This window comes from Pseudomonas solani (genome assembly GCF_026072635.1).
GTDB classification, from domain to species: domain Bacteria; phylum Pseudomonadota; class Gammaproteobacteria; order Pseudomonadales; family Pseudomonadaceae; genus Metapseudomonas; species Metapseudomonas solani.
Window position 1 is genome coordinate 488,907 of sequence record NZ_AP023081.1, and the last position, 13,310, is coordinate 502,216.

A 13,310-nucleotide genomic window follows, 5' to 3' on the forward strand; every position below is an offset into this window, starting at 1 on the left:
ATTGGGCCCGCGTCAGATGCGTTCGAGATAGAGGTACAGCTTCCCGCCCTGCTCCACCCAGGTCATCTTGCCGGGTGCGCTGGAGACGACGTCCATGGTGGCGGGCTCGAGCTTGTTGATGGTGAAGGACTTGCCGTTGCAGGAATAGGTCTTGGTCACATCGATAAAGCCCATCAGGACATGGATATTGCCGTCCTTGAAGCCGTATTCGTGGGGCATGTCTTCGACCTTGCGCGGGCCGTCGGCGCCGATGCTGGTCTGGACGACCTTCCACTTGCCGTTCAGGTCCAGGTCGCAGGCCGCGTGGGCGGAGAGACAGAAGAGCGAGAAAGCGAGGCCGAGAATGAGTTTGGAGGGGGTGCGCATGGGCAACGTCTCTTCCTTGTGACTGATGGGGTGGTGGCGGATTCTGCGGCGTGGGAACTTGGGCCGTCAATCAGCGCTGCACCGTAGGTTGGCGCCGAGCGCAGCGAGGCCCAACACCTCTGCGTTCACGCCCACTACGATCGCATTTCGCTGCACCCTGCAACTTCATATGAGACCGATTACCACTCACCCTTGCACTCTTCCTGCGCCTCGATAAAGTAGCGCGGCGGCGAATTGATATCACCGCACGAAACCTCCACTCAGGAACGAGTAATCCATGACCAGAATCATGATGTGTACCGCAGCGCTGGCCGTTGCGCTGCTTTCCGGCTGTGCGTCGGTACCGATGGAATCCCCCGAGAAAGACGCCGCCCTCAAGGCCTTCCCAGCGCCGCAGCAAGATCAGGCAGCGGTCTATATCTTCCGTGACACCTCTCTCGGCGGCGCGCTGAAGAAGACCGTGAAGATCGATGACAAGGTGATCGGCGAAACTGCGCCCAACACCTACTTCTATCGCCTGATCACCCCGGGCCAGCACGTGCTGGCGACCGAGTCGGAATTCGGCGACAACACCCTCAATCTGAACGCCCAAGCCGGCAAGAACCACTACGTGCGCCAATCCATCCGGATCGGCGTGTTCGCGGGTGGCGCCACCCTGAGCGAAGTCTCCGAAGCCGAAGGCCAGAAGGCCGTCGCCGAGACCAAGCTCGCGCGTTGATGCCCCTCGATGGAGCCCGCAATGGGCTCCATCCCCCCTCCTTCCCGCTCCGCCTCAATACACCTTCAACTTCTTCTTCCACGGCATGTACTGCACATCCACGCTGTAACTCTTGCCGGTCGGCGGCTGCGTATAGAACGGCATCTCGCGCGGGTTGAGGCGGTTGCAGCCCTGCTCCAGGCGGGCGCGCAGTGCCTCGTTGGCCTGGAACTCGCGGACGCGGGCGGGGTGGGGCTTGAGGGTGACCTTGCAGGTCTGGACCTGGCCCTTCGGGTCCGGGGCGATGCGGAAGGTGGCGCGGCCGATGGCGTCGATGGGCTCATTGGCGAACAGGGTGTGCCACAGGTAGTTGTCCCGGGCGAAGAGTGCCGAGCGGCGCATCTGTTCCTGCAACTGTTCCAGGGACAGCGCGGGGAAGACCAATGGCGCCCTTATAGAAGGCGCCTCATCACCCTTGCTCATGGATGCGGGCACCGGCGGCAGCACCACGTTCCAGCACAGGTCGGCCAAGCGCGTGGCCAGGCGCTGGTTGAAGGGGGCGATGTCAGCGCCGCGCCCCACCACGGGGCCGGTTTCGCAGCCGGTGATCCAGCCGCGCGAATCGAGGTCGACGGTAACCCCGACGCTGCCCACCAGCATTTCGTTGTTGGCCACCAACGCAGCATTGCGCAGGCTGGCCTGGGCGAGGCGGACGAAGCGCTGCTCCTCCGTTTCCTGGCTGGCGGAAGCCGGCGGCGGGCTGCTCTGGCAGGCGGCAAGCAGCGTCAGCACAGCGCACGACAGCAGGGATTTCTTCACGGGGGAGCGTCCTTGGTCCGGAGGGGGTGCGCGAGCGTAGGGGCAGCGCTGGGCGGCGTCAACGAGGCGCCCGTTGCTGCACCATCCGCAAGCTGCTACAAGCCCTTATCCCCATTTGAAAGATGAATACCCCCATGGACCACAGTGACCGATCGAATAGCCGCGTGTTCGAGCTCGACCTGCTCCGCGCCATGGTTGCGGTGGCCGATTGCGGCAGCTTCACCACGGCGGCCAGCCGGCTGAACTCCACCCAGTCCACCGTCAGCCAGAAGATCCGCCGCCTGGAAGAGATGGCCGGGCACCGCCTGCTGGAACGTGGCAACCGCGACGTGCTGCCCACCGACGCCGGCGAGACGCTGCTCGGCTATGCGCGGCGCATGCTGGCGCTGAACGACGAGCTGCAGGAGGCGCTATCCGGGGCGACGGTGGCGCTGACGGTGCGCATCGGTGTGCCGGACGACTTCGCCACCGGGCGCACCACCGAGCAGCTGGCGGCGTTCAACCGCCATTACCCCCAGGTGAAGCTGGAGGTCACCAGCGGGCTGAGCCGCGACCTCTCCGCCAGCTACGACCGCGGCGAGCTGGACCTGGTGCTGCTCAAGCAGCGACAGAACGCCCGCGAGGCGCTGGCCTGCTGGCCGGAGAAGACGCGCTGGGTAGACAGCGCGAAGAACCCCTGCATCGACCTCGACCCGCTGCCCATCGTCACCTTCCCGCCGCGCGGGGTGTACCGCGACGAGATGATCGCGGCACTGGAGGCGGTGGGCCGGCGCTGGCACATCAGCTTCACCAGTTCGAGTCTATCGGGCATCCAGTCGGCCATCGCCGATGGCATGGGCATTGGCCTGCTGCCGCAGCGGGCGGTGACGGCGGACCACGCCGTGCTGGCGAAGAAAGCTGGGCTACCCTCGGTGGATGCCTTCGAAGTGGCGCTGCTGCACCGCCCGGCGGCGGACCCGATGGTGAAGGAACTGGCCCAAGTACTTTCACGGGTTCTGGCGCAGGATACGAAAGGCTGACGGACATCCGCCCACATTCGAAAACCGAATACAGCGGATTCCAACATTTAATTTGTGCATGGTCATACCGCTGGATATCGTGCTCTCCAGCGACGGCCAGCGCTCCAACGGGCGCGCCGCTCCGCACCATTGCTCACCACGGCGCCGCACGCGCCGGGCAGCAAGACAACAATGAGGAAATACCCCATGGCCAAATCCACCTATTACGCGCCGCACGGCGGGCACCCGGCACAGACCGAGCTGCTCACCGACCGCGCCATGTTCACCGAAGCCTATGCCGTGATCCCCAAGGGCGTGATGCGTGACATCGTCACCAGCCACCTGCCCTTCTGGGACAACATGCGCATGTGGGTCATCGCCCGCCCGCTGTCCGGCTTCGCCGAGACCTTCTCCCAGTACATCGTCGAGCTGGCCCCCCAGGGCGGCAGCGACAAGCCCGAGCAGGACCCCAACGCCGAAGCGGTGCTGTTCATCGTCGAAGGCGAGCTGACCCTGACCCTGCAAGGCCAGGTGCACAGCATGCAACCGGGCGGCTATGCCTTCATTCCGCCGGGCGCCGACTACAAGGTGCGCAACACCAGCGGCCAGCACACCCGCTTCCACTGGATCCGCAAGCACTACCAGAAGGTCGACGGCGTACCGCTGCCGGACGCCTTCGTCACCAACGAGCAGGACATCGAGCCGCGCGTGATGCCGGACACCGAAGGCCGTTGGAGCACCACCCGCTTCGTCGACATGGCCGACATGCGCCATGACATGCACGTGAACATCGTCAACTTCGAGCCGGGCGGCGTGATCCCCTTCGCCGAAACCCACGTGATGGAGCACGGCCTGTACGTGCTGGAAGGCAAGGCCGTTTACCGCCTGAACCAGGACTGGGTCGAGGTGGAAGCCGGTGACTTCATGTGGCTGCGCGCCTTCTGCCCGCAGGCCTGCTACTCCGGTGGCCCGGGTCGCTTCCGCTACCTGCTGTACAAGGATGTGAACCGCCACATGCGCCTGACTCTGAACCAGGCCCATTGATCCAAACGACGGGAGCCCAGCGCTCCCGTCGTCGTTTCTGCGGTGTCGCAAAGGGCTCCGTAGCCTGGGCTTCAGCCCAGGGATGCTGGGTCGATCCCGGCCCCGGGCTGAAGCCCAGGCTACCGTTGCTGCCGACCCCGCCCTCGCCCCATCTGCCCTACCGCTTCACATGCGCCGCGAACCCGACCTCCCCCGGCGCCACCTCGGGCTTGAGGGTCAACGCGGGAATCTCGTAATCCCCTGCATTCTGCTTGCGATAGGCGATGGGCTCGGTGCTCCACAGCCTGTCCAGACGCTGCCCCAGTTCCTGCTGGATGCTGGCGAAGCGGGCTACGTCGACCCGGCTGGTGCGGTGCACCACGAAGGGCGGCAGCACGTCGAAGCCGGGGTAATGCAGGATGCCGTGCTGGATGGGGAACAGCAGGTCGTCCATCGGGCCGTTGATGCCGCGCTCGCTGTAGTGGGAATCCCAGCCGCCGGTGGTCACCAGCAACATCGCCCGCTTGCCTGCCATCGAACCCTCGCCGTAGCGGTTGCCCCAGCGCACATCCGAATGCTCGCCCACGCCATAGGCGAAGCCGTAGGCATACACGCGGTCGACCCAGCCCTTGAGGATCGCCGGCATCGAGAACCACCAGAGCGGGAACTGCAGGATCAGCGCATCCGCCCAGCGCAGCTTGTCCTGCTCGGCGGCTATGTCCGCGCTCTGCCGGCCGCTGGCGAAGGCACGCCTGGAATCCTGCGAGGCATCGAAGCGCGCCTCGGGGTCGCGGTCCAGGCTGTCGCCGGCATCGATGGGCGACTTCCAGCCCATCGCATACAGGTCGGACACCTGCACGGCATGGCCGGCGGCCTCAAGGCGCTGCACGGTGAAATCCTTCAGCGCGCCGTTCAGCGAGCGGGATTCGGGGTGGGCGAAGACGATCAGAACATTCATGGCAAACCTCCATAACGGGATGAGCGCAGGATGGTGTTCCGCCAGGTATATTGGAAATGAATAACCCATATCCCAGGTATTTGAATGAATAATCTCAGGCGACTGGACCTCAACCTGCTGGTGACCCTCGACGTGCTGCTCGCCGAGCACAACGTCACCCGCGCCGCCGAGCGCCTGAACTTTTCCCAGCCCTCGGTGAGCGTGCACCTGGCCAAGCTGCGGGAGATCTTCGACGACCCGCTGCTGCTGCCCGGCCCACGCGGCATGCGCCCCACCGCCCGCGCCGAGGAGCTGCGCGAGCCCCTGCGCCAGGCTCTGGAATCCCTGGAGCGCGCCGTGGCCCCGGCCAGCCCCTTCGACCCGGCCCAGGCCCGGGACACCTGGCGCGTCGCCGCCACCGACTACGGCGAATCGGCCATCCTCCTGCCCGCCCTCGCCGGCCTGCGCACGGCCGCGCCGGCCACCCGCATCGCCGTGGTCGAGATGGTGCCCTCGCGCATCGCCAAGCAGGCGGAGCTGGGCGATATCGACCTCGCCTTCCACACCGTCGAAGGCTCGCCCCTCAACCTGCGCCGCCGCACCCTGTTCGCCGAGCGCTACGTGCTTGCCGGCCGCGCCGGCCACCCGCGCCTGAAGCGACGCCCGACGCTGAAGCAGTTCTGCACCCTCGACCAGGTGATCGTCTCCCCCGATGGCGGCGGCTTCTCCGGCGTCACCGACGCAGCGCTCGCCGAGCACGGCCTGGAACGCCGCGTGGTGCTCTCGGTGCCGCACTTCCTGTTCCTGCGCTCGGTATTGGAAAGCACCGACCTAGTGGCCATGCTCCCCGAACGCCTGGTGGGCAACAGCGGCACCCTGCAGGTGGTCGACGCCCCGCTGGAAGTCCCCGGCTACGAGATGGCCATGCTCTGGCACGAACGCTCCCACCGCGACCCCGCGCACCAGTGGCTGCGGGAGCAGATCGTCAAGGCGGTTTGAACAAGGGGCAGCTCCCGTGGGGCATGTAGGTCGGGTGCAACCCGACATCTGCGGTGCATGGTTTCGCGGGTTTCACCCGCCCTACGGACTGCGGCCTTGGGCGAAGCGCGCCCCTCCCCCGTGGGAGCGAATTCATTCGCGATGGGCATAACCGGCAGAACCGAACCCTGTCACGCCCGCTAACAGAACAGTCGCCCTTGCTGTTCAGCCGCCCTGGCCAGTCGCGTTATTCTTCCGCGCTTGTCCGTCCGCTACCCTTCGCCCCGATGCTCGCACCCCAGCTCGCCACGCCCGATCACCTTCCGCCCGTTCTCGCCGGCCCGATGCTGCGGCGGCTGGAGGCGCAGCGCGTGGTGCTGTGGCTGGTGGCCAGCCGCGAGCTGGCGCTGAGTCTGCGGCTGAGCATCAAGGGTGAAACCCGCGATCACCGCCTCGATGGCGAGGCCTGCCAGGTGGTGCAGCTGGGGCGGCATGCCTTCCTGCACCTGATCGACCTGCACCTGGATGCACCCCTGCCCTGCGACCGACAGATCGACTACGACCTGCGCTTCGACGACCAGGGCATCGCCCAGTGGGCGCCGCACCTGCTCTATGGCGAGGCGCAGCAGCCGGGCTTCGTGCTGCGCTCGCGCATCGACCAGTTGCTCCATGGCTCCTGCCGCAAGCCCCATCACCCGGCGGCGGAGGGCCTGCTCTGCGCGGACCGCCTGCTGGCCGCGCAACCCGCGCCGGAACAGCGCCCGGCGCTGCTGATGCTCAGTGGCGACCAGGTCTACGCCGACGATGTGGCCGGGCCGATGCTGCGCGCGATCCACCAGCTGATCGCCTGCCTCGGGCTGTTCGACGAGCGCCTGGACGGTGCCGTGGTCGACGACAGCCAGGCCCTGTACCAGCACCCGGCCAGCTACTACCGGCGCGCCGACCTGCTGCCGGCGCTGGAGAGCAACGAAACGCTGCGCGAGCGCTTCTTCGGTGGCGCGAAGAAACCCATCTTCACCAGCAGCAACGCCGACAACCACCTGGTGACCCTGGCCGAGGTGCTGGCCATGTACCTGCTGGTGTGGTCGCCGCTGCCCTGGACGCTGCTGGAAACCGAGATGCCGTCGCTGCCGGTGGACAGGGTCGAGCGCTACCAGCTGGAACGCCAGCGCCTGGAGGCCTTCCGCAAGAGCCTGCCGGGCGCGGCGCGGGTGTTCGCCCACCTGCCGACGCTGATGATCTTCGACGACCACGACATCACCGACGACTGGAACCTCTCCGCCCAGTGGGAACAGACCGCCTACGGCCACCCCTTCTCCAAGCGCATCATCGGCAACGCTCTGCTCGCCTACCTGCTCTGCCAGGGCTGGGGCAACGACCCGGACGCCTTCACCGCGCTGCTGGAGAAGATCCAGGCGCTCACCGCCAGCGCGCAGGCGGACAGCCACTTCGACAGCCCGGCGCTGGATGGCCTGATCGACGAGTTGCTGGCCTTCAACCACTGGCAGTACAGCCTGCCCACCACGCCCGCCCTGCTGGTGCTGGACACCCGCACCCGCCGCTGGCGCAGCGAGGTGAACCTCAAGCGCCCCTCCGGCCTGCTGGACTGGGAAGCCCTGAGCGAGCTGCAGCACGAGCTGCTCGACCACCCTTCGGCCATCATCGTCTCGCCCGCGCCGGTGTTCGGCGTGAAGCTGATCGAGGCGGTGCAGAAGGTCTTCAGTTGGTTCGGCCACCCCTTGCTGGTGGACGCGGAGAACTGGATGGCCCATCGCGGCGCGGCCCAGGTGATCCTCAACATCTTCCGCCACTCGCGCACGCCGGGCAGCTACGTGATCCTCTCCGGGGACGTGCACTACTCCTTCGTCTACGAGGTGCTGATCCGCCATCGCAAGCAGGGCCCGCGCATCTGGCAGATCACCAGCAGCGGCGTGAAGAACGAATTCCCCCGGCGCCTGCTGGATGTCTTCGACCGCCTCAACCGCTGGCTCTATTCGCCCCATTCGCCCCTCAACTGGTTCACCAAGCGCCGGCGCATGCAGGTGGTGCCGCGCACCCCGGCCCACAGCAAGGCGGGCGAGCGCCTGTGGAATTCCGCCGGCCTCGGCCAGGTGTTCTTCGATGCGCAGGGCCGCCCGGCGCGCATCTTCCAGCTCAACGCCGACGGCAGCGACGCCACCGAGTTCCTCGACGAGCCGGACCGATCCTGACCGCGCTCTAGGCTCTATACGAAAAGTCGTCGCGCGACGGTCAGGCAAGGCGCAACGACCAACGGGAGTAACAGCCGGAGGCTGGCCCGAAGGGCGCGCGCCAGTGCGTAAAAACGGGTGAGGAAGCGGAGTTTACGAGCTGTAAATGAGCATTCCGAACCCGTTTTTAACGAAGCATCACCGAGCGCAGGCACTTTTCAGAACGGCATGTTCACCCGCAGCGAAGCCACCTGGTCGTCATAGTCACCGCGCGCCTGGGCGCTGTAGTCCAGGGACAGCTCGGCGCCGTTGTCGAACTGCCGGGCGATGCCGAGGCCACTGCGCAGCAGCCAGGGGCTGGGCGCCTCGCCCGTTGTGGTGAAGCGCTGGCCCGGCGCGCCGGCGAAGGCCGCGGTGAGGGCGCCGTCCTCGTTGATCAGGTCGTAGCCCACGCCCAGGCTGGCCTTGAGCCGCAGGTTGGGGGCGATGGCGTGTTCCAGCTTGCCGTCGAAGCCGGCGATCAGTTGATCGGTGTCCCGCGCGTCCACCTCCAGCAACAACGGCGCCAGGCTGCCGGGGCCGCGCTCGCGGTAGGCGTCCTCGTGGATGTGGTTGTAGTCCAGGCGTAGCGAGGGCAGCAGCCGCGAATCCTCGCCGAGCTGGAGGGCCTTGCCGAGGCTGGTGCCGACCGTGGTCACCAGGCTGTCGTAGTCGGCCTTGGCGGTGCCGCGCAGCCCGGAGATGGCCATGCCGCGCTCACCCTCCACGCGGTTCTGCCCGGCGCCGGCGTAGAGCATCAGCTCGGTGTCCGGGGCCAGGGTGTGGCTGCTGTAGCCGAGGAACTGCCACATGCCCAGGCGGTTGCTCTGCTGGCCGCCCTGCTCGCTGCGGCCGGTACCGCCATCGGCATAGGCGAAGGCCACGCCCGCCCGCGAGCTGGCCGAGGTGCGGGTGTCGAAACCGAATACCGTGCCGCTGGCGGCATCGAGGGCGCTGCCGTCGGCGCGGCCGGTGCGGTAGCTGAAGGGTTGGCTCCAGACCGAATCGCCGGGTGCGGCCAGCCCGTCCACCGCCAACTGCCCGGTGGCGGACTGCAGGCGCCCCTGCACCGCGTCACCGATGGCGGCCAGGGCGAACTGACTGCTGCGCAGAGCGTCGCTGTTCATCGGCAGGGTCTGCGCCAGGCTGCTGGCCACCTCGGCCGTGCTGGTGGCGCTGACGAAGTAGGGGGTGAAGGCGCTGGCGCTGCCCTGGGCGAGTTGCTGGTCGATCACCTGGGCCGCGCCGCCGGCATCCAGTCCGGCGCTGCGAGCGGCCGTGGCGACGCCATCGGCGGACTTGGCGGCGAGGGTCAGGTCGACCGTGTTGCCATCCTTCACCGCGCCGAAGTCGAACAGCGCCGAGTTGCTGGTGACGTTGAAGGTGCCGTCGGACTGCAGGGTGCCAGCGCTGAGCACGTCCTGCAGACGGTCGACACCGAAGGCCTGGCCGGGGTTGGCCACGTCCACGTCGAAGCGCGCCTGGCTCGGCAGCGTGGCGGTGCCGGTGACCACCAGTTGCCCGTAGTGGGTGGCGTCCTGCACCTGGGTGCGTAGCACGGCGCCCGCCGCCTGGCGGTAGTCGCCATCGATGGTGGCCTTGGCCGAGGCGCCGGCGGCGTTGACGGCGGCCACCGAGAGCACGCCGCGGTTGACGAACTCATCGACCGTGAACAGGTTGCCGTCCTGCAGGGTGTAGCCGGCGTCGCTGAACAGCGTCACCCGGGTGCGTGGCGCGAATACCTCGCCGATGAACCGGGCGCTGTTCTGCCCGGCGATGTAGAGGTCGTCGAGGGTCGCGTCGTCGCCCACCCGCAACGCATAGTCGTCGCCCTGGAGCACGCCGCTGTTGGTCAGCCCGCCGCCGACCACGGTGCTGCCATCGAGCACCAGGCCAGTGGCACCTTCGATGCGCCCGCTGTTGTAGAAACCGCCGTCCAGTTGCACGTCGTCGAAGTTCACCGCCGTGGTCGCCGCCTTGACCGTACCGCTGTTGACCACCTTGCCGTGGACGGTGGTGCCGGTGGAGTTCCAGCCGAAGCCGCCGCCATCCGGGTTGAAGCGGCCCTCGATGGTGCCGCTGTTGCGGATGTCGCCGCCGAGGGTGACGAAGTTGACGCTCATGCCGTTGTTGCCGGCGATGCGCTCGCGGTTGTTCAGGTCATGGCCGATGCTGCCGCGCAGCATCACCAGGCCGGTGCCGAGGGAGCCGGTGTCAATATCGCCGGCGTTGATCAGGTAGCCGGCGATATCGGTGTCGGCCAGGCGCACCCCTCCGAAGGGGAAGGACCCCGCGCCGATGCTGCCGGTGTTCACCACATCGAGGCCGATGCGCGTGTCGGTGACGTACAGGCCCCAGCCGTCTGTGCCTTCCAGGGTGCCGTAGTTGCGGATGCTGCCGAGGATGTCGCTGCCGGCGATGTCCATGCCGTTGGCCTGGCCGGTGATGGTGCCGCTGTTGCGGATATCGCCACCGATGCTGCTGTCGACCAGGCTCACCCCGGTGGAACCGAGAATGGTCCCGCTGTTGCGCAGCGCGCCGTCGACCCGGCTGCCGCTGAGGTAGAGGCCGTCGGCAGGGTCCTGCCCGTCGATCAGCCCGGAATTGACGATGGCGCCATGCAGGGTGCTGTCGTCGAGGCGCAGGGCGGCGTCGCCACCGTTCACCGTGAGCCCTTCGAAGCGGATCACCCCGCTGGCGTTGTTGAGCAGGCTGCCGGTCACCTCGGTGCCTTGCAGGCGCACGGTCGCGCCGTCGCCATCCAGGCCGCCGACGGCCGAGAGCGTGCCGTTGTTGCGCAGGGTGCTGGCGCCGTCACCGGCGTGGTCGATGAGCACCGCCGGGCCCTCCGTCACCTCGATGGCCCCGCTGGAGGTGACCTGCAGGTCGCTGCCGGCCGCCACCGTGCAGGTGCTTTCCAGGCGCCCGCTGAGCCGCATCGGGCAGTCGTCGGCGAAGGCCTCGGGGGCCACCAGCCCGCCAAGGGCCAGGGTGACCGCGCAAGCCAGCCGCGCACGGGGAAAGGCGCCTGCCTTGAAGCAGACCGGTTTCGGGAAAGGGGTCATCGGTGCGTCCTTACCAGGATTCCATGGGAAGGTTCTGGGTATAGGAAGCGAGGCATGGCCTGTCAAAGAATCGACACGGAAACCGACGAAGGGCGGAGATACCCGCCGCTTCGCTTTTTTTCATGGAACTTAATGGAATTTACTGCTGTCGCGGGGTGAAACATCACAGGTAGCCCGGGCTTCAGCCCGGGTATATCGATGCCTCATTGGAGTCACTCATGGGCGGCAACCATCGATGGGTTTCGCCAGGCTCTACCCATCCTACGGACAGGCCCCTCGTAGGATGGGAAGAGCGCAGCGAATCCCATCAAGCGGAGCCCCAAACCAACCTCGTCACTGCGTCCCGAACATCGCCGTCCAATAGATGCCCGCATCGCTCTTGGGGTCCACCGCGTAGCCGGCGCCCAGCTCGCGGTAGTGCGGGTTCATCAGGTTGGCGCAATGGCCTGGGCTGGCGAGCCAGCCGTCGAGCACCTTGCGCGCGCTGTCCTGGCCGGCGGCGATGTTCTCGCCGATCTGCTGGCCGACATAGCCCGCCAGCTCGGCGCGGTCGCCCGGGGTGCGGCCGTCGCGGCCCTTGTGGTCGAAGTAGTTCTGGTTGGCCATGGAGCGCGCATGGCCTTCGGCAGCGGTGCCCAGGGTGGCGTTCCAGGCCAGCGGCGTGGTGGCGGCGAAGGCCTGGCCGCCGCATTGGCGGGGCTGGGCGCGCACGGCGTTGATCTGCTCCAGCAGCGTCTGCCCTTCCTTCTCCCATTTGCCCAGGGCGGCGGCCAGCAGCGGCCGGGCGAGAACGATGCGCCAGTCGCGGTCCTCGCGGCTCACGCCGACGTCGACGAACTGCGGGTCCAGCAGCACATGGCAGAAGCTTTCCTGCAGCGCGCCCATGGCGGACTTGGCATCACGGGGGCCGGACAGGCTGATGGCCTGCACGTTGACCATGGGGTAGGACGACTGCGCCAGCGCCTGCTGCAGGTCACCGATGCTGCTGGCCGAGAGCACCAGGCGCGGGTCCGCGGCCAGCGGCGGCAGCTCCAGGGATGCCTCGCCGGCGCAGCTCTGCACCGAGCTGCGGTACAGGTTGATCGATTCGACCAGCTGCGACTCCTCGCTGGCCATGGCGCCAGCCGCCAGTGCCATTCCCAGCGTCAACGCCGCAAGCCGCGACACGCGATGCATGCCCCCCATGGAAACCTCCCTTAGCTGATAGCGCTCATGATGCGCGATTCCAATCCGTCCAGCGCAATGCGATATCACCCCTGGCGCGGCCCAGCCTGCTTGATCCACAGGCACGGGCGCAAGGCCCGGCGGGCCCGATCATGGGATTTGGACAGCCGAAGCGGGAAAATGTGCAGCACGGGGCCATCAGGCGCTGGCCGGCCCTACGCAAGCGCGCCGGGCTGCCGCTATGATCGATGCATGACGGCCACCCTCCCCCTGCGCAACCCCTGCCCGCCCGGCACCTGCATCTGCGAGCGCGACCAATTGCTGGACGCGCCCGGCGCCGACCTGCGCATCCTGCGCCTGACGCGCCAGGAAGAGCTGCGCCTGCTCGAGCGGCTGGAGAACATCAGCAGCCTCGACGACCTCGGGCGCATGCAGCAGAAGATGTTCGAGCAGCTCGGCATCCGCCTGGCCATCGCCCCCGGCTTCAACGAGGTGCGCAGCGGGCGCGGCATCGAAATCGACATCGCCGAGCAGGCCGGCCTCTGCCGCAAGACCCGCCAGTCCATCCCCAGCGCCATCCGCCGTGGCCTGGAGAAACACCCGGAAATCCTCTACGCCCTGCTCAACGCCCACGACCTGTTGCGGGATGCGTGAGGCTCACGCCGGCACGAACGGCTCCACCGAAACCACCTGGTAGTCGTAGCGCTCGCCGCGTTCGTTGCGGATCAGCGCTTCGCCGGGGACGATGCGGCGGCCGTAGAGGTCGATCAGGGTGCGGGTGTCGTCCAGGGCGCCCCAGTCCATCAGCGCCTCGGTGTCGGAGTATTCCTCCAGCACGAAGGGGTAGCGCACGTACATGCGGTCTTCGTCGTCGTAGTCCTTCACGTAGCCGAAGGCTTCCACGGTTTTCTCGATGCTCATGTCGTCGGCCTGCAGGGCGACGATCACCAGGGTCTGTCTTTCGTCTTCAGCCCATTGGGCGACGATGCGTACGGGTTTCATGGGGACCTCGATAGGGACTTGGCCGGGGCCGGC

General features: G+C 67.3%; 12 protein-coding genes. 6 read left to right on the forward strand and 6 right to left on the reverse strand.

Annotation, left to right across the window (positions count from 1 at the left end; all coding sequences use genetic code 11):
• Positions 1-12 precede the first annotated feature (12 nt).
• Positions 13-366, reverse strand: coding sequence for a hypothetical protein (locus PSm6_RS02240; RefSeq protein WP_236207675.1), 354 nt, complete (start codon positions 364-366; stop codon positions 13-15).
• Positions 367-643: 277 nt separating this feature from the next.
• Here PSm6_RS02240 and PSm6_RS02245 point away from each other — a divergent pair, with 277 nt between their 5' ends.
• Positions 644-1,084 carry a DUF2846 domain-containing protein gene (locus PSm6_RS02245; protein WP_043245145.1) on the forward strand — a complete coding sequence of 147 codons (441 nt, stop codon included), beginning with the start codon at positions 644-646 and terminating at the stop codon, positions 1,082-1,084.
• A gap of 54 nt (positions 1,085-1,138) precedes the next feature.
• Here PSm6_RS02245 and PSm6_RS02250 read toward each other — a convergent pair whose 3' ends face one another.
• Complete coding sequence (locus PSm6_RS02250; protein ID WP_265169426.1) at positions 1,139-1,882, reverse strand: hypothetical protein; 744 nt, start codon at positions 1,880-1,882, stop codon at positions 1,139-1,141.
• Between the two features lie 134 nt (positions 1,883-2,016).
• Here PSm6_RS02250 and PSm6_RS02255 point away from each other — a divergent pair, with 134 nt between their 5' ends.
• Together PSm6_RS02255 and PSm6_RS02260 are read left to right on the forward strand one after the other, a co-directional pair.
• On the forward strand, positions 2,017-2,901 hold the full coding sequence (locus tag PSm6_RS02255; RefSeq protein WP_043245140.1) for a LysR substrate-binding domain-containing protein: 885 nt from the start codon (positions 2,017-2,019) through the stop codon (positions 2,899-2,901).
• A gap of 186 nt (positions 2,902-3,087) precedes the next feature.
• Positions 3,088-3,924 (forward strand): bifunctional allantoicase/(S)-ureidoglycine aminohydrolase, encoded by an 837-nt coding sequence (locus tag PSm6_RS02260; protein ID WP_021222068.1) that lies wholly within the window; start codon positions 3,088-3,090, stop codon positions 3,922-3,924.
• A gap of 157 nt (positions 3,925-4,081) precedes the next feature.
• On the opposite strand, the gene PSm6_RS02265 is transcribed toward PSm6_RS02260, so the two are convergent.
• A complete protein-coding gene (locus tag PSm6_RS02265) occupies positions 4,082-4,861 on the reverse strand; it encodes an NAD(P)H-dependent oxidoreductase (protein ID WP_265169428.1) in 780 nt (259 codons plus the stop codon).
• Between the two features lie 84 nt (positions 4,862-4,945).
• Here PSm6_RS02265 and PSm6_RS02270 point away from each other — a divergent pair, with 84 nt between their 5' ends.
• Both PSm6_RS02270 and PSm6_RS02275 read left to right on the forward strand, forming a co-directional pair.
• Positions 4,946-5,839, forward strand: coding sequence for a LysR family transcriptional regulator (locus PSm6_RS02270; protein WP_265169430.1), 894 nt, complete (start codon positions 4,946-4,948; stop codon positions 5,837-5,839).
• 266 nt (positions 5,840-6,105) lie between these two features.
• Positions 6,106-8,028, forward strand: coding sequence for an alkaline phosphatase D family protein (locus PSm6_RS02275; RefSeq protein WP_265169432.1), 1,923 nt, complete (start codon positions 6,106-6,108; stop codon positions 8,026-8,028).
• Positions 8,029-8,225: 197 nt separating this feature from the next.
• Here the strand turns inward: PSm6_RS02275 and PSm6_RS02280 are convergent, their stop codons facing one another.
• Both PSm6_RS02280 and PSm6_RS02285 read right to left on the reverse strand, forming a co-directional pair.
• Positions 8,226-11,111, reverse strand: coding sequence for an autotransporter outer membrane beta-barrel domain-containing protein (locus PSm6_RS02280; RefSeq protein ID WP_021222072.1), 2,886 nt, complete (start codon positions 11,109-11,111; stop codon positions 8,226-8,228).
• 333 nt (positions 11,112-11,444) lie between these two features.
• On the reverse strand, positions 11,445-12,287 hold the full coding sequence (locus PSm6_RS02285) for a CAP domain-containing protein (RefSeq protein WP_169708491.1): 843 nt from the start codon (positions 12,285-12,287) through the stop codon (positions 11,445-11,447).
• A 240-nt stretch (positions 12,288-12,527) separates the two neighbouring features.
• Between PSm6_RS02285 and PSm6_RS02290 the strand changes: the two genes are divergently transcribed.
• A complete protein-coding gene (locus PSm6_RS02290) occupies positions 12,528-12,929 on the forward strand; it encodes a hypothetical protein (RefSeq protein ID WP_021222074.1) in 402 nt (133 codons plus the stop codon).
• 3 nt (positions 12,930-12,932) lie between these two features.
• Here PSm6_RS02290 and PSm6_RS02295 read toward each other — a convergent pair whose 3' ends face one another.
• Positions 12,933-13,277: a hypothetical protein gene (locus tag PSm6_RS02295; RefSeq protein ID WP_021222075.1), complete on the reverse strand. Its 345-nt coding sequence runs from the start codon at positions 13,275-13,277 to the stop codon at positions 12,933-12,935.
• Positions 13,278-13,310: the final 33 nt, after the last annotated feature.